Below are 16,700 nucleotides of genomic sequence, written 5' to 3'. Positions count from 1 at the left end.
TTTGATGAGAATTGTTCTCAATAAATGTTTTGTTTTATTGATTTAGATCAAAATTTATAAAAATAAAAGTGCGGTGGAAAATTCAGCAATTTTTGCGGTTAGGGGAAAAGTTGATAATAAAAATGCGGTGAAAAATTGATCTGCACCCCAAAAGTTGGACTAAACAACCAACTGATTAAGGTGCAGATTTTTTATGACTAAATATACTCAACGTTTCAAACAACAAGTGCTCGACTTTTATCATCAAAATGGAAAAAACCGTTCGCTTACTCGCCAGTATTTTCAGCTTCCCCAAAGAACGTTAGCACGTTGGATTGCGAAATTTAATCATAATGGAATCAATGGATTAGCTGTGTTAGGTAAAAAACGATATTATTCTGTTGAGTTTAAATTAAAGGTTATTCAAGCTATCAAAAAAGGCCAGTGCTCCGCTGAAGCCGCCTGCTTTCGCTTTGATATCCCCAGTTCAGGGATAATTAGTCAATGGTTGCAACGCTTTGAAAAACAAGGTATAGATGGGTTATTACTCAAACCTAAAGGTCGTCCAAGTATGAAACTCAACTCACCTAAAATGCCACCAACGCCCAAAACAGAAGAAGAACGCTTGCGTTACCGAATTTTGGAATTAGAAGCGGAGAATACAATGCTAAAAAAGTTGCAGGAACTCAACCAACAAAAAATGCAGAAAAAGCCGTCATCGTAAATGCCTTACGCTCGCGTTTCCCGTTGGAATTGTTACTCAGGCTAATCGGATTGGCACGCAGTTCGTTCTTTTATCATCTCAAGCCAAAGTCGGATAAAAATGTAGCGATTTCACAGAAAATAGAGGAAATTTATCGCAAAAATGACGAAAATTATGGTTATCGTCGAATTACCTTGGAATTAAGGAAATACTTGATTATCAACCACAAAAGGGTGCAAGCGATAATGCAACGTTTGGGGTTAAAAGGAAAAAGTAAGCAGAAAAAATATCGTTCTTACCAAGGCAAAGTGGGACAAATTGCCGATAATCTGTTGCAACGGGATTTTACGGCAACGATGCCGAATGAGAAGTGGGTAACGGATATCACCGAGTTCAAATGTGCGGAAGGCAAAGTGTATTTATCGCCGATTAAAGACTTGTTTAATAACGAAATTATTGCTTATAATGTGGCGAGAAGTCCGAATTTTGAGCAGATAACCAGAATGTTGACCCAGGCGGTGAACCGATTAGCGGGGGAAAAACCGATACTGCATTCCGACCAAGGATGGCAGTATCAAATGATGGGTTATCAGGAGATATTGAAAAAATACGGTATTAAGCAAAGTATGTCGAGAAAAGGTAATTGCCTTGATAATGGTGCGATGGAAAGCTTTTTCGGGCGATTGAAGACGGAATGTTACTTTGGCAAGCGGTTTGAAACCTTTGAACAGCTTGAAAAAGTGATTCACGAGTACATTCATTACTACAACAATGAGCGTATTCAAGTGAAGCTCAAAGGACTAAGCCCTGTGGAATACAGAACTCAGTCCTTGAATTAAAATTAAATTAGAATATAGTCTAACTTTTTGGGGGCAGATCAAATCACCGCACTTTATTATTTATACATTTTTTCAATTTGTGCTTTATAACGCTCTAAAATCACCTTGCGGCGTAGTTTTAAGGTTGGTGTAATTTCGTTCATTGCGGTGGTGAAAGCCTGTGGCAACAGAGTGAATTTCTTCACTTGCTCAAAGCTCGCCAGCTCTTTCTGCAATTCATTTAAACGTTTTTCAAAAAGCTGAATAATTTCGGAATGTTTGATCAACTCCATACGATCTTGATATTTGATATTGAGCTTTTTCGCATATTCTTCTAAAGAAGCAAAACAAGGCACGATCAAGGCGGAAACGTATTTTTTCGCATCAGCGATCACGGCAATTTGCTCAATAAATTTATCTTTGCCGATTTTGCCTTCAATGTGCTGTGGCGCAATATATTTGCCGTTTGAGGTTTTCATCAGCTCTTTGATGCGATCGGTGATGTAAAGATGGCCTTGTTCGTCTAATTGACCTGCATCACCAGTTTTTAAGAAACCATCTGCAGTAAAAGCGGCAGCTGTTTCTTCTGGTTTTTTGTAATAACCACGCATCACCATTTCGCCACGCACTAAGATTTCATCATTTTCGCCAATTTTCACTTCCGCACCCGGCATTAGCTTGCCGATAGAATTTGGTTCGAAATGATCATCTTCCCAACATGAAACAGTGGCGGTGGTTTCCGTCATACCGTAGCCCAGTTTAATGTTAATGCCAATGCTGTGGAAAAATAGCCCAATGGTAGGTTCTAATTTTGCCCCGCCGCACGGCATCATACGAATACGTCCACCGAGTAGGTTACGTAATTTGCTCAGTACCAATTTATCTGCTAAGAAAAATTGCTGTTTAAGCCAAAATGGAATGGGTTGTTTTTGGCTTTTACGATCAAAATAACGATGTCCCACTTTCATTGCCCAGTTAAATAAGGCACGGCGCAGTTTTGGTGCTTGCTGCACTTTATCGTGGATTGCGGTGTAAATTTTTTCGTAAAAACGTGGTACGGCACACATTAATGTCGGACGGATTTCACTTAATGCCGCACGCACTTGATCGGTGTTTTCAATATAACAGTTCACCGCGCCACGATGTAGCACATAGGCCACCCACGCACGTTCAAAAATATGGGAGAACGGCAGAAAAGAAAGAGAAATGTCCTGTTCTGTAATCGGCTTCAATGCTTGATCGTGGGCTTTTAGCTGATGAGCAAGGTTGGCATAATCCAACATTACGCCTTTTGGCTCGCCTGTGGTGCCAGAAGTATAAATCAGGGTAAATAGATCATTCAGTTGTTTTTCATCAAGACGCTGTTGTAATTCTGCGGGATTGGTGTGTGAGCCTGTTGCGATAAAGTCTGCCCAATGGCAAGCCAGTGGGTGATCGTGTAGCTGAATGCTGTCTTTCATCGCGACAATATGTTGTAACTGCGGGCAATCTGCAACGATTTGTAGTGCTTGATCATACTGTTCTTGATCTCCAACAAACAGAATTTTAATATCGGCATCATTAATGATAAATGCTGCTTGTTGCGCGGTGTTCGTGGCGTAAATAGGCACGGTAATCGCACGGGTTTGCAAAGTGGCAATATCAGCGACTGTCCAGCGCGGCATATTGTGTGCAAAAATACCAATTTTATCTTGTACATCAATATGATGAGCAAGCAGCGCAAGAGAAAGGGCGTTTACTTGCTGTTGAAAGTCAGCCCAAGAAATATCGTGCCATTGTTGATTTTCAAAATAACGAAGTGCGGTGTTATTTTTTAATGTTTTTGCCTGATGTTGAAAGAGGCTAACAAAATGAAAATCAAGGATATTTGTCATTCTTCTTTTTCCTATTTAACAAATCGTTTTTAACAAATCGCTGAGTTTTAGCGTACAGCTGTAAGGCTAAATATAATCGTTAATCAAAGAAAAAGCGAGAAAAATCCGTTTAAAACTACGGATAACCAGTGATTTTGTGAGCAATATAACAGTTTTAGCGAGCGAACAGCTGTTTATTTTTATCTAGAAAAGACAGGATATTCTTAGCGAAAAGCAGACAGGGAAATCAGAGATAATCAATCACAGCAATAAAAATGTGGCGAAAAAAAACCGCACTTTAAAAGTGCGGCTTAATTTTAAAGGGTTTTTAATTAGCCTTTGTAGTTGTGAATGTGAGCTACTAAGTCTAATACTTTGTTTGAATAACCTGTTTCGTTATCGTACCAAGATACTAATTTAACGAAAGTATCAGTTAATGCGATACCTGCTTCTGCATCGAATACAGAAGTTAATGCGCAGCCGTTGAAGTCTGTTGATACTACTGCATCTTCAGTGTAACCTAAAACGCCTTTTAATTCGTTTTCAGAAGCGCGTTTGATTTCTGCACAGATTTCAGCGTAAGTTGCTGGTTTTTCAAGGTTTACAGTTAAATCAACTACAGACACGTTTGGTGTAGGAACACGGAACGCCATACCAGTTAATTTACCATTTAATTCAGGAATTACTTTACCTACTGCTTTCGCCGCACCTGTTGAAGATGGAATGATGTTTTGAGAAGCACCACGACCACCACGCCAGTCTTTCGCTGAAGGACCATCAACTGTTTTTTGCGTTGCAGTTGTTGCGTGAACAGTTGTCATTAAACCGTCTTTGATACCCCATTTGTCGTTAATTACTTTCGCTAATGGTGCTAAACAGTTTGTTGTACAAGATGCGTTTGAAACGATGTCTTGACCAGCATAAGTATCAAAGTTTACGCCGTTTACGAACATTGGAGTCGCATCTTTAGAAGGACCAGTTAAAACAACTTTTTTCGCACCTGCTTCAATGTGTTTACGAGCAGTTTCATCTGTTAAGAAGATACCTGTTGCTTCAACTGCGATATCAACACCGATTTCGTTCCATTTAAGGTTTGCAGGATCACGCTCAGAAGTTACACGGATTGTTTTACCGTTCACCACTAAATGACCGTCTTTCACTTCAACAGTGCCATCGAAACGACCGTGAGTTGAATCATATTTCAACATATAAGCCATATATTCAACGTCAATTAAGTCGTTGATACCTACAACTTCGATGTCATCACGTTGTTGTGCTGCACGGAATACGATACGACCGATACGGCCGAAACCATTGATACCAATTTTAATAGCCATAAGTTTTTCACCTATAATTTAAGTTAAACAAAAGGGTTACGGTGCATAGAAAGCATTCTATTTTCCGTTCGCAGTGGATTATAGCACGCTTTTTAGGTAGGGTGAAACTAACTCGCAAGAAAACCGTAAAACATTTGTGATCTACATCAAAACTTTGCGGATCGGCCAGTTAGCTTGTTTTTATTTTGTAAATTTTAAGTAAAAAAATACCGACCTTTATAATGATTTTTTTCCGATTTATCGGCATAATGAACGAAATTTGATGAAAATTAAGGATAAACAATGAGCCAAGGTAACCTTTATATTATTTCAGCCCCAAGTGGCGCAGGAAAATCGTCTTTAATCGCTGCCTTATTGGCGAAAGACAATGGGTGTGAAATGATGGTTTCTGTTTCCCATACCACGCGTGCGCCGCGCCCCGGTGAAGTGGACGGTGTGCATTATCATTTTGTCAGTAAAGACGAATTTGAACGTCTAATCGAACAAGATTTGTTTTTGGAATATGCCAAAGTGTTTGGCGGCAATTATTATGGTACGTCCTTGCCGACTATTGAAAAAAGTTTGGCGCAGGGCATTGATGTTTTTTTAGATATTGATTGGCAAGGGGCGCAACAAATTCGCGCTAAATTACCGCAGGTTAAAAGTATTTTTATTTTGCCCCCTTCGGTTGAAGAATTGGAACGCCGTTTAATTGGACGCGGGCAGGATAGCGCAGAAGTCATTGCTGATCGTATGGCAAAAGCCACCAGTGAAATGTCCCACTATGACGAATATGATTATGTGATTATTAATGATAATTTCGAGCAAGCAGTGGCGGATTTACAACACATTTTGCGTGCGGAATGTTTAACTAGAAGCTATCAACAAGCGCAAAATATCGCTTTAATTCATCAATTACTGGCAAAATAATTGACATTTTAGTATCATTAGATCCCTTTTATTTATTGAAGAATTTTAACTGATTGGAGTAAATTTATGGCTCGTGTAACAGTGCAAGATGCGGTAGAGCAAATTGGTAACCGTTTTGATTTAATTTTAACCGCAGCACGCCGTGCAAGAGAATTACAATTACATTTGCGTGAACCTTTAGTTCCAGAAGATAACGATAAACCAACGGTAATCGCCTTGCGTGAAATTGAAAAAGGCTTGATTAACAACGAAATTATGAATGCGCACGAGCGTCAAGATGCTTTAGAGCAAGAAGCAACAGAGCATCACGCAGTGTCTTTATTATCTTCATAAGCGATAAAAGTGCGGTTGTTTTTTGTTCCATTTTTATCATTGGCAATAAAATTTGAATAAAAAGTTAGGTGTCCTTTGTACTTATTTGAACGTTTAGAGCATATTATCCGAGGCTATTTACCGCCTGAACAAATTGAATTAGTAAGACGTGCATACGTTATCGCACGAGATGCACACGAAGGACAATCTCGCTCCAGCGGCGAGCCGTACATTACTCACCCTGTTGCGGTGGCATCAATTATTGCAGAAATGCGTTTAGATCACGAAGCCGTGATGGGCGCATTGTTGCACGATGTCATTGAAGACACCCCTTACACCGAAGAACAGCTCAAAGAAGAATTTGGTGCGAGTGTTGCTGAAATTGTGGAAGGTGTATCTAAATTAGATAAGCTCAAATTCCGCACTCGCCAAGAAGCCCAAGTGGAAAATTTCCGCAAAATGATTTTGGCGATGACCAAAGACATTCGTGTTGTTCTGATCAAACTAGCTGACCGCACCCATAATATGCGCACCCTTGGCGCATTACGCCCTGACAAACGGCGTAGAATTGCGAAAGAAACTTTGGAAATTTATGCCCCACTTGCCCATCGTTTAGGGATCGAACATATTAAAAATGAACTGGAAGATCTCGGCTTTGAAGCAATGCACCCACAGCGTTATGCCGTCTTACAAAAAGTTATTCAAATTGCGCGCGGTAACCGCAAAGATATGATCGAACGAATTTCTGATGAAATCAAAGGGCGTTTAGCGGATGTGGGCATTGAAGCACGCGTATTTGGGCGAGAAAAACATCTTTATGCCATTTATCAAAAAATGCGCTTAAAAGATCAACAATTTCATTCCATTATGGATATTTATGCGTTCCGTGCGGTGGTGAAAGATGTGGATACTTGCTACCGTGTATTAGGGCAAATGCACGGTTTGTATAAGCCACGTCCGGGGCGTGTGAAAGATTATATCGCTGTGCCAAAAGCAAATGGCTACCAATCCCTGCATACTTCGATGATCGGCCCACACGGCGTTCCGGTGGAAGTGCAAATTCGCACGGAAGAAATGGATCAAACCGCGGAAATGGGCGTGGCAGCGCATTGGGCGTATAAACAAGGTGGTAAGAATGATAGCACCACCGCACAAATTCGCGCGCAACGCTGGTTGCAAAGCCTGATTGAATTGCAACAAAGTGCGGGTAATTCTTTTGAATTTATTGAAAGTGTCAAATCAGAATTTTTCCCGAAAGAGATTTATGTGTTCACCCCGAAAGGGCGTATTGTGGAATTGCCAGTGGGCGCAACCCCAGTAGATTTCGCTTATGCGGTACATTCTGGCATTGGCAATGCCTGTATCGCAGCCAATGTGGATCGCAAACCTTATCCTCTTTCGCAGCCATTGCAATCAGGGCAAACCATTGAAATTATCACCGCACCGACAGCACAACCTGATGTGGGCTGGCTGAATTTTGTGGTAACCGCAAAAGCCCGTTCTAATATTCGCCACGCCTTGAAAAATCTGCGTTCAGATACGGCGATCGTTCTTGGCAAACGCCAACTTACTAATGCGTTGTTACCACATAAATTAGAACAAATCCCTGAACAACGTATTGATGAATTATTAAGCGATCTAAAACTTAATCGTTTTGAGGATTTATTGTCGGAAATTGGTTTAGGTAACCAAATGAGTGCCGTGATTGCTTATCGTTTATTAGGCGAAAGCATTGAAATTGATACAGACGGCGATCTCAGCAACAATAAAAATATTTTTGCCATTAACGGTAACGAAAGCCTGCTTACCACCTTTGCGCAATGTTGCCACCCAATTCCGGGTGATCCGATTGTGGCATACGCAAGCCCAGGAAAAGGTCTAGTGGTGCATCACGAGGCTTGTGCAAATTTGCGTAATCGAAAAGAAAATCCAGAACATTTCACCCCAGTTACTTGGGAGAAAAGCGATAACAAAGTGGAATTTGAAACCGAATTACGCATTGAAATGATTAATCAGCAAGGAGCGCTGCCGAATTTAACCTCTAATATTTCCGCGATGGATAGCAATATTCACAGCATTTGGACGGAAGAGCAAGACGGCCGTTTATATCAAATCGTGGTGTTACTGACGGCAAGAGATACCCATCATTTAAGTCAAATTATGCGCAAAATCAAAACCTTACCAGGTTTTGTCAGCATTGAACGTAATATAAATCGCTAATGGCTACGGAAATTCTTGGTGCAGTTCCGCTGACTACACTTTCTGGTGTAGGCGCAGCAGTTTCGGCAAAATTGAGCCGAATTGGCATTAATAATCTGCAAGATTTGCTTTTTCATCTGCCTAGCCGTTATGAAGACCGCACAAGAATTACGCCCATAATCGATCTTCGCCCTGAACAATATGCCACCATTAGTGCCGTTGTCCAGCTCTGCGAAGTGCAATTTGGACGCCGCCCGATTTTAACGGTCGTGGTGTCGGACGGCACATCAAAATTAACTCTACGTTTTTTCAATTTTAATGCGGCAATGCGTAATAGCTTCCAAGTGGGCGCGCGAGTCAAGGCCTTTGGCGAAGTGAAGCGCGGTCGTTTTATGGCGGAAATTCATCACCCTGAATATCAAATTATTCGTGATGATGCCCCTTTGGTAATGGCGGAAACCCTGACGCCAATTTATCCCACCACAGAAGGCTTAAAGCAAAATTCTTTACGCAAATTAACGGATCAAGCGCTGGCTTTGCTTGATAAAATTCAGTTGCCAGAAATTCTGCCTGATGAATTTAACCCTTATCCTTATGGCCTAAAAGAGGCGATCCGATTTTTGCACCGCCCACCGCCTGATGTTTCTTTAGAAATGTTGGAGAAAGGGCAGCACCCTGCGCAAGTGCGGTTAATTTTTGAAGAATTATTAGCGCATAATTTAGCAATGCAAAAAGTGCGGTCAAATATTCAACAATTTTTTGCCTTGCCATTGCGGTATCAAACCGATCTAAAACAGCAATTTTTACAGCGTTTGCCATTTAGCCCGACTAATGCGCAAAGTCGTGTTGTGCAGGATATTGAGCAAGATCTGCAAAAGCCTTATCCAATGATGCGATTAGTGCAGGGCGATGTGGGATCGGGGAAAACCTTGGTCGCGGCATTAGCTGCACTGGTAGCAATTGACAATCAAAAGCAAGTGGCACTTATGGCGCCGACAGAAATTTTGGCGGAACAGCATTTTGCTAATTTCCAAAATTGGTTTGAGCCTTTAGGCATCAAAGTGGGTTGGCTAGCAGGAAAAGTTAAAGGCAAGGCTCGCCAAGCTGTGTTAGAGCAGATGAAAGCAGGCGAAGTGCAGATGATTGTGGGGACGCACGCCTTATTTCAGCAAGACGTGGAATTTAATGATCTCGCCTTAGTGATTATTGATGAACAGCACCGATTTGGCGTACATCAACGCTTAATGTTACGCGAAAAAGGCGAAAAGTCAGGAAATTATCCACATCAGCTGATTATGACCGCAACCCCAATTCCGCGTACCTTAGCGATGACGGTTTATGCAGATTTGGATACCTCTATTATTGATGAATTACCCCCAGGACGAACGCCGATCACCACCATTGCCATTTCAGAAGAGCGCCGTGCAGAAATTGTTGCGCGCGTATATCAGGCTTGCGTGAATGAAAAGCATCAGGCCTATTGGGTTTGCACGCTCATTGATGAAAGTGAAGTGCTGGAAGCGCAAGCAGCGGAAGCCATTTGGGAAGATTTAACCAAAGCGCTGCCAAATTTACGCATCGGTTTAGTTCACGGGCGAATGAAACCCACTGAAAAACAAGAGATTATGGCAAGTTTCAAAGCTGCCGAGTTAGATGTGTTGGTGGCAACCACCGTGATTGAAGTGGGCGTAGATGTCCCTAACGCCAGTTTGATGATTATTGAAAATGCCGAACGCCTTGGGCTATCTCAACTTCATCAATTGCGTGGGCGAGTAGGGCGCGGAAGTACGGCTTCTTTTTGCGTGCTAATGTATAAACCGCCATTGGGCAAGGTGTCGAAAAAACGCTTGCAAGTACTGCGTGAAAGCCAAGACGGCTTTTACATTTCAGAAAAAGATCTAGAAATTCGTGGGCCGGGTGAAGTGTTAGGCACAAAACAAACTGGTGTGGCGGAATTTAAAGTGGCGAATTTAATGCGCGATCGCAAAATGATCCCAACGGTTCAGCATTATGCCAGAGCAATGATCAGCAAATATCCACAACTTTCTGAGGCCTTGATTCAGCGCTGGCTTGATGAGAAAACCATTTATTCCAATGCGTAAACTTTACCTTGAGATGTGCTGAACGAAGGTATAAGATCATCTTAATATCAATGAATTTCCTACAAAAATGACAGCACCAACCATCTTATTTTTTGATTCAGGCATTGGCGGCTTAAGCGTTTATCGCGAAGTGAAAGCCTTGTTGCCAGACTGCCACTATCTTTATTGTTTGGATAATGCTTTTTTCCCTTATTCTGAAAAAGCTGAACAGGCAATCATTGAGCGTTGCGTGGCAATTTGTCAGAAAATCGCGCAGCAACAGCCACTCGATTTAATTGTGATTGCCTGCAATACCGCAAGCACCGTGGTTCTGCCTGCCTTGCGCGAAAAATTTTCTTGCCCTGTTGTAGGAACGGTTCCTGCTATCAAACCTGCTGCTCAACAAACACAAACAGGCGTCATCGGATTGCTTGCAACCAAAGGCACGGTAAAACGCCCTTATGTCGATAAATTGATCCAAGACTACGCAAGCCACTGCGAAGTGGAAAAGTTGGGGAGTACAGAATTAGTTAAAATTGCAGAAGAAAAATTGCAAGGCTATCCCGTTGATCCTATTAGGCTTTTACGCGAGGTCAAAGATTGGCAACGAAATTTAACCTTGGATACGGTGATTTTAGGTTGCACACATTTTCCATTCTTAAAAGCAGAATTAAAAGCTTGCTTACCACAAGTGAAATATTTTTTAGATCCTAGCAAAGCCATCGCCAAACGTGTGAAAGATTTACTCGGTGAATCGCAGCAAAAATCAGCTAAAGATAATCTGGTCTATTGCACAAAAGAAAGCAAAGAACAGCTCGCTTTATTAAAGGTATTTAAACAATTTGGTTTTGCAGAATTGCACGCACTCACTTTAGGTGAATAAGAAGGCGTGAAATAATAAAGTGCGGTAAAAATTTTGCTAATTTTCCACCGCACTTTGCCTGATAATTCAGCGGTGTGATTTCAAAATAATCAGTTGCAATGATTTTTCGCATTTTTTGCCATTTTTTTGCAAAAAGGGGTTGCAAAGATTTTTCAGAAGCCTATAATACGCCGCACGCAACGACGCGACGTTGTAGAAATTAAAAGAATACACATCGCGTCGTTGTTTTTTGCTCTTTAACAATCAATCAGACAATCTGTGTGGGCACTTGTTGATTCTGGAAAAATTTAAAAGATTTAGAACAATTAGTGCTTAACTGAAATTCATAAAAAAAAATGAAGCTTTGTTAGTGTACGAATTGAGAAAGATTAAACTGAAGAGTTTGATCATGGCTCAGATTGAACGCTGGCGGCAGGCTTAACACATGCAAGTCGAACGGTAACGGGTTGAAAGCTTGCTTTCGACGCTGACGAGTGGCGGACGGGTGAGTAATGCTTGGGAATCTGGCTTATGGAGGGGGATAACCATTGGAAACGATGGCTAATACCGCATAGAATCGAAAGATTAAAGGGTGGGACGATTTTGCCACCTGCCATAAGATGAGCCCAAGTGGGATTAGGTAGTTGGTGGGGTAAAGGCCTACCAAGCCTGCGATCTCTAGCTGGTCTGAGAGGATGGCCAGCCACACTGGGACTGAGACACGGCCCAGACTCCTACGGGAGGCAGCAGTGGGGAATATTGCGCAATGGGGGGAACCCTGACGCAGCCATGCCGCGTGAATGAAGAAGGCCTTCGGGTTGTAAAGTTCTTTCGGTGGTGAGGAAGGCGGTAGTGTTAATAGCACTATTGTTTGACGTTAGCCACAGAAGAAGCACCGGCTAACTCCGTGCCAGCAGCCGCGGTAATACGGAGGGTGCGAGCGTTAATCGGAATAACTGGGCGTAAAGGGCACGCAGGCGGTAAATTAAGTGAGATGTGAAATCCCCGAGCTTAACTTGGGAATTGCATTTCAGACTGGTTTACTAGAGTACTCTAGGGAGGGGTAGAATTCCACGTGTAGCGGTGAAATGCGTAGAGATGTGGAGGAATACCGAAGGCGAAGGCAGCCCCTTGGGGAGATACTGACGCTCATGTGCGAAAGCGTGGGGAGCAAACAGGATTAGATACCCTGGTAGTCCACGCTGTAAACGCTGTCGATTTGGGGATTGGGCTTTAGGCTTGGTGCCCGTAGCTAACGTGATAAATCGACCGCCTGGGGAGTACGGCCGCAAGGTTAAAACTCAAATGAATTGACGGGGGCCCGCACAAGCGGTGGAGCATGTGGTTTAATTCGATGCAACGCGAAGAACCTTACCTACTCTTGACATCCTAAGAATCCTGTAGAGATACGGGAGTGCCTTCGGGAGCTTAGAGACAGGTGCTGCATGGCTGTCGTCAGCTCGTGTTGTGAAATGTTGGGTTAAGTCCCGCAACGAGCGCAACCCTTATCCTTTGTTGCCAGCACTTCGGGTGGGAACTCAAAGGAGACTGCCAGTGATAAACTGGAGGAAGGTGGGGATGACGTCAAGTCATCATGGCCCTTACGAGTAGGGCTACACACGTGCTACAATGGTGCATACAGAGGGGTGCGAGCCTGCGAGGGTGAGCGAATCTCAGAAAGTGCATCTAAGTCCGGATTGGAGTCTGCAACTCGACTCCATGAAGTCGGAATCGCTAGTAATCGCGAATCAGAATGTCGCGGTGAATACGTTCCCGGGCCTTGTACACACCGCCCGTCACACCATGGGAGTGGGTTGTACCAGAAGTAGATAGCTTAACCGCAAGGGGGGCGTTTACCACGGTATGATTCATGACTGGGGTGAAGTCGTAACAAGGTAACCGTAGGGGAACCTGCGGTTGGATCACCTCCTTACAAAGACAGGAAAGATGAGTGCTCACACAGATTGTCGTGATGGTTGTTAGACAATAAATAGCAAATGAAGAATAACCCGAATCCTTGAGGGTCTGTAGCTCAGGTGGTTAGAGCGCACCCCTGATAAGGGTGAGGTCGGTGGTTCAAGTCCACTCAGACCCACCACTCAAGTGATGCGGAGAATGATTGGGGATATAGCTCAGCTGGGAGAGCGCCTGCCTTGCACGCAGGAGGTCAGCGGTTCGATCCCGCTTATCTCCACCAAATCATTAGTAAGTTCTTTTAAATTAATTACCTTAATTCACTTAAATATCTAAAGCTAGTTTAGGGAATAGAGTGAAAGGGAAGTAGAAAGAATTTAGTAATGATAAGACGTAAGCGTCATATCTAATTTGCTCTTTAACAATGTAAAAACAAGCTGAAAACTGAAGAGACTTTCAAGCTAATGAGGAAGTGGTGACAGTGATAGAACCATTTTCTTATTAAATTGAAGAAGTCTGAGTAAAAAAGACTTACTTGAACAAAAGCAAGTAAGCGTTCTCAACGAGAATGAAGAGACTTCAGGGAGAAAAATCCTTGAGGTTGTATAGTTAAGTGAGAAAGCGTACAGGGCGGATGCCTTGGCAATCAGAGGCGAAGAAGGACGTGCTAATCTGCGAAAAGCGTGGGTGAGTTGATAAGAAGCGTTTAACCCACGATGTCCGAATGGGGAAACCCGATAGGTGAAGAACCTATCATTGTTTACTGAATAAAATAGGTAAACAAGGCGAACCGGGAGAACTGAAACATCTAAGTACCCCGAGGAAAAGAAATCAACCGAGATTCTGTGAGTAGCGGCGAGCGAAAGCGGAGAAGCCAGTAAGTGATAGCAGCAGAGATAGAAGAATTGTCTGGGAAGGCAAGCGACACAGGGTGATAGCCCCGTATTTAAAATCCAGGCTGTGGTACTAAGCTTACGAGAAGTAGGGCGGGACACGAGGAATCCTGTTTGAAGATGGGGGGACCATCCTCCAAGGCTAAATACTCCTGATTGACCGATAGTGAACCAGTACTGTGAAGGAAAGGCGAAAAGAACCCCGGTGAGGGGAGTGAAATAGAACCTGAAACCCTGTACGTACAAGCAGTGGGAGCCCCATCATTAAGCCAAAGGCTCGATGATGAGTCGCGCACCTTTTGTTGGAAGTGCGGTTGACTTCACGCAGTGAAGTCCAACCCGAAAAAATCAAACAGAGGGGGCTTAATGATGGGGTGACTGCGTACCTTTTGTATAATGGGTCAGCGACTTATATTTTGTAGCGAGGTTAACTGAATAAGGGAGCCGAAGGGAAACCGAGTCTTAACTGGGCGTTGAGTTGCAAGGTATAGACCCGAAACCCGGTGATCTAGCCATGGGCAGGTTGAAGGTTGGGTAACACTAACTGGAGGACCGAACCGACTAATGTTGAAAAATTAGCGGATGACTTGTGGCTGGGGGTGAAAGGCCAATCAAACCGGGAGATAGCTGGTTCTCCCCGAAATCTATTTAGGTAGAGCCTTGAGCGGACACCTTTGGGGGTAGAGCACTGTTTCGGCTAGGGGCCCATCCCGGGTTACCAAACCGATGCAAACTCCGAATACCGAAGAGTGATACTCAGGAGACACACGGCGGGTGCTAACGTCCGTCGTGGAGAGGGAAACAACCCAGACCGCCAGCTAAGGTCCCAAAATCTATATTAAGTGGGAAACGAAGTGGGAAGGCTTAGACAGCTAGGATGTTGGCTTAGAAGCAGCCACCATTTAAAGAAAGCGTAATAGCTCACTAGTCGAGTCGGCCTGCGCGGAAGATGTAACGGGGCTAAAATATAGTACCGAAGCTGCGGCATCAGGCGTATCACTAATACGCCTTAACGATTAACCACTTGCGAAGCAAGTGGGTAAAGCGAAAAACACGTTGAGTGTAATGGCAAAGAATCGAAGAGGGATATTAGTGATACGTCTGTTGGGTAGGGGAGCGTTGTGTAAGTCGATGAAGATGGATTGAGAAGTCTGTTGGAGATATCACAAGTGCGAATGCTGACATAAGTAACGATAAAACGGGTGAAAAACCCGTTCGCCGGAAGACCAAGGGTTCCTGTCCAACGTTAATCGGGGCAGGGTGAGTCGGCCCCTAAGGCGAGGCTGAAAAGCGTAGTCGATGGGAAACGGGTTAATATTCCCGTACTTGGATAAACTGCGATGTGGGGACGGAGTAGGTTAGGTTAGCGTACTGTTGGAGATGTACGTTTAAGTTGGTAGGTGGGTGAATTAGGCAAATCCGGTTCACTATAAACACTGAGAGATGATGACGAGGCACTAAGGTGCTGAAGTAATTGATACCACACTTCCAGGAAAAGCCACTAAGCTTCAGGTTTATCTAAACCGTACTGAAAACCGACACAGGTGGTCAGGTAGAGAATACTCAGGCGCTTGAGAGAACTCGGGTGAAGGAACTAGGCAAAATAGCACCGTAACTTCGGGAGAAGGTGCGCTGGCGTAGTGTGAAGTTCTATACGGATGGAGCATGAACCAGTCGAAGATACCAGCTGGCTGCAACTGTTTATTAAAAACACAGCACTCTGCAAACACGAAAGTGGACGTATAGGGTGTGATGCCTGCCCGGTGCTGGAAGGTTAATTGATGGTGTAATCGAAAGAGAAGCTCCTGATCGAAGCCCCAGTAAACGGCGGCCGTAACTATAACGGTCCTAAGGTAGCGAAATTCCTTGTCGGGTAAGTTCCGACCTGCACGAATGGCATAATGATGGCCAGGCTGTCTCCACCCGAGACTCAGTGAAATTGAAATCGCCGTGAAGATGCGGTGTACCCGCGGCTAGACGGAAAGACCCCGTGAACCTTTACTATAGCTTGACACTGAACCTTGAATTTTGATGTGTAGGATAGGTGGGAGACTATGAAGCGGTAACGCCAGTTATCGTGGAGTCGTTGTTGAAATACCACCCTTTAACGTTTGATGTTCTAACGAAGCGCCTGAAACGGGTGTTCGGACAGTGTCTGGTGGGTAGTTTGACTGGGGCGGTCTCCTCCCAAAGCGTAACGGAGGAGCACGAAGGTTTGCTAATGACGGTCGGACATCGTCAGGTTAGTGCAATGGTATAAGCAAGCTTAACTGCGAGACAGACAAGTCGAGCAGGTGCGAAAGCAGGTCATAGTGATCCGGTGGTTCTGAATGGAAGGGCCATCGCTCAACGGATAAAAGGTACTCCGGGGATAACAGGCTGATACCGCCCAAGAGTTCATATCGACGGCGGTGTTTGGCACCTCGATGTCGGCTCATCACATCCTGGGGCTGAAGTAGGTCCCAAGGGTATGGCTGTTCGCCATTTAAAGTGGTACGCGAGCTGGGTTTAGAACGTCGTGAGACAGTTCGGTCCCTATCTGCCGTGGGCGTTGGAGAATTGAGAGGGGCTGCTCCTAGTACGAGAGGACCGGAGTGGACGCATCACTGGTGTACCAGTTGTCTCGCCAGAGGCATTGCTGGGTAGCTAAATGCGGAAGAGATAAGTGCTGAAAGCATCTAAGCACGAAACTTGCCTTAAGATGAGTTCTCCCAGTCTATAAGACTGTAAGGGTTGTTTGAGACTAAGACGTAGATAGGCTGGGTGTGTAAGCGGTGTGAGCCGTTGAGCTAACCAGTACTAATTGCCCGAGAGGCTTAACTATACAACACTCAAGGGTT

General features: G+C 43.9%; 8 protein-coding genes, 2 tRNA genes and 2 rRNA genes. 10 read left to right on the top strand and 2 right to left on the bottom strand.

Annotated features, from left to right (window positions below):
• Positions 1-193: 193 nt before the first annotated feature.
• A protein-coding gene (locus tag ELZ61_RS10040; protein WP_126372850.1) for an IS3 family transposase occupies positions 194-1,521 on the top strand; the annotation gives its coding sequence in 2 pieces (ribosomal slippage) (positions 194-644 and positions 644-1,521; 1,329 coding nt in all).
• Positions 1,522-1,577: 56 nt separating this feature from the next.
• Here the strand turns inward: ELZ61_RS10040 and ELZ61_RS10035 are convergent.
• Together ELZ61_RS10035 and gapA are read right to left on the bottom strand one after the other, a co-directional pair.
• Positions 1,578-3,374, bottom strand: a complete 1,797-nt coding sequence (locus ELZ61_RS10035; protein ID WP_126373354.1) for an AMP-dependent synthetase/ligase — start codon at positions 3,372-3,374, stop codon at positions 1,578-1,580.
• A gap of 311 nt (positions 3,375-3,685) precedes the next feature.
• Positions 3,686-4,690: a glyceraldehyde-3-phosphate dehydrogenase gene (gene gapA / locus ELZ61_RS10030; RefSeq protein ID WP_103854106.1), complete on the bottom strand. Its 1,005-nt coding sequence runs from the start codon at positions 4,688-4,690 to the stop codon at positions 3,686-3,688.
• 282 nt (positions 4,691-4,972) lie between these two features.
• Here gapA and gmk point away from each other — a divergent pair, with 282 nt between their 5' ends.
• The 9 genes from gmk (at position 4,973) to ELZ61_RS09985 (ending at position 16,684) form a co-directional block, all read left to right on the top strand.
• Positions 4,973-5,599 (top strand): guanylate kinase, encoded by a 627-nt coding sequence (gene gmk / locus ELZ61_RS10025; RefSeq protein ID WP_126373352.1) that lies wholly within the window; start codon positions 4,973-4,975, stop codon positions 5,597-5,599.
• Positions 5,600-5,665: 66 nt separating this feature from the next.
• Complete coding sequence (gene rpoZ, locus ELZ61_RS10020) at positions 5,666-5,932, top strand: DNA-directed RNA polymerase subunit omega (RefSeq protein ID WP_103855460.1); 267 nt, start codon at positions 5,666-5,668, stop codon at positions 5,930-5,932.
• A gap of 75 nt (positions 5,933-6,007) precedes the next feature.
• Positions 6,008-8,131 carry a bifunctional GTP diphosphokinase/guanosine-3',5'-bis pyrophosphate 3'-pyrophosphohydrolase gene (spoT, locus tag ELZ61_RS10015; RefSeq protein ID WP_126373350.1) on the top strand — a complete coding sequence of 708 codons (2,124 nt, stop codon included), beginning with the start codon at positions 6,008-6,010 and terminating at the stop codon, positions 8,129-8,131.
• Positions 8,131-10,212 carry an ATP-dependent DNA helicase RecG gene (gene recG, locus ELZ61_RS10010; RefSeq protein WP_126373348.1) on the top strand — a complete coding sequence of 694 codons (2,082 nt, stop codon included), beginning with the start codon at positions 8,131-8,133 and terminating at the stop codon, positions 10,210-10,212. Before spoT ends, recG begins: the two co-directional genes overlap by 1 nt.
• Before the next feature lie 67 nt (positions 10,213-10,279).
• The gene (gene murI / locus ELZ61_RS10005) at positions 10,280-11,074 is read left to right on the top strand and encodes a glutamate racemase (protein ID WP_126373346.1); all 795 of its coding nucleotides are present in this window, start codon (positions 10,280-10,282) and stop codon (positions 11,072-11,074) included.
• A 370-nt stretch (positions 11,075-11,444) separates the two neighbouring features.
• Positions 11,445-12,986, top strand: a 16S ribosomal RNA gene (locus ELZ61_RS10000).
• 88 nt (positions 12,987-13,074) lie between these two features.
• Positions 13,075-13,151 (top strand) — tRNA-Ile (locus tag ELZ61_RS09995).
• A gap of 23 nt (positions 13,152-13,174) precedes the next feature.
• A tRNA-Ala gene (locus tag ELZ61_RS09990) sits at positions 13,175-13,250 on the top strand.
• 324 nt (positions 13,251-13,574) lie between these two features.
• Positions 13,575-16,684, top strand: a 23S ribosomal RNA gene (locus ELZ61_RS09985).
• The 16S and 23S rRNA genes sit together here with 2 tRNA genes alongside, the layout of an rRNA operon.
• Positions 16,685-16,700 lie beyond the last annotated feature (16 nt).

Source organism: Avibacterium volantium, assembly GCF_900635775.1.
Taxonomy (GTDB): domain Bacteria; phylum Pseudomonadota; class Gammaproteobacteria; order Enterobacterales; family Pasteurellaceae; genus Avibacterium; species Avibacterium volantium.
Note: the sequence above shows the minus strand (reverse complement) of the source record. Positions and strands in the feature narration are given on the sequence as shown.

Bases quoted from the DNA above. Each gene is read 5' to 3' on its own strand.
- ELZ61_RS10035 (WP_126373354.1), bottom strand. From the start codon at position 3,374: ATGACAAATATCCTTGATTTTCATTTTGTTAGCCTCTTTCAACATCAG.
- gmk (WP_126373352.1), top strand. From the start codon at position 4,973: ATGAGCCAAGGTAACCTTTATATTATTTCAGCCCCAAGTGGCGCAGGA.
- murI (WP_126373346.1), top strand. From the start codon at position 10,280: ATGACAGCACCAACCATCTTATTTTTTGATTCAGGCATTGGCGGCTTA.
- rpoZ (WP_103855460.1), top strand. From the start codon at position 5,666: ATGGCTCGTGTAACAGTGCAAGATGCGGTAGAGCAAATTGGTAACCGT.
- recG (WP_126373348.1), top strand. From the start codon at position 8,131: ATGGCTACGGAAATTCTTGGTGCAGTTCCGCTGACTACACTTTCTGGT.
- gapA (WP_103854106.1), bottom strand. From the start codon at position 4,690: ATGGCTATTAAAATTGGTATCAATGGTTTCGGCCGTATCGGTCGTATC.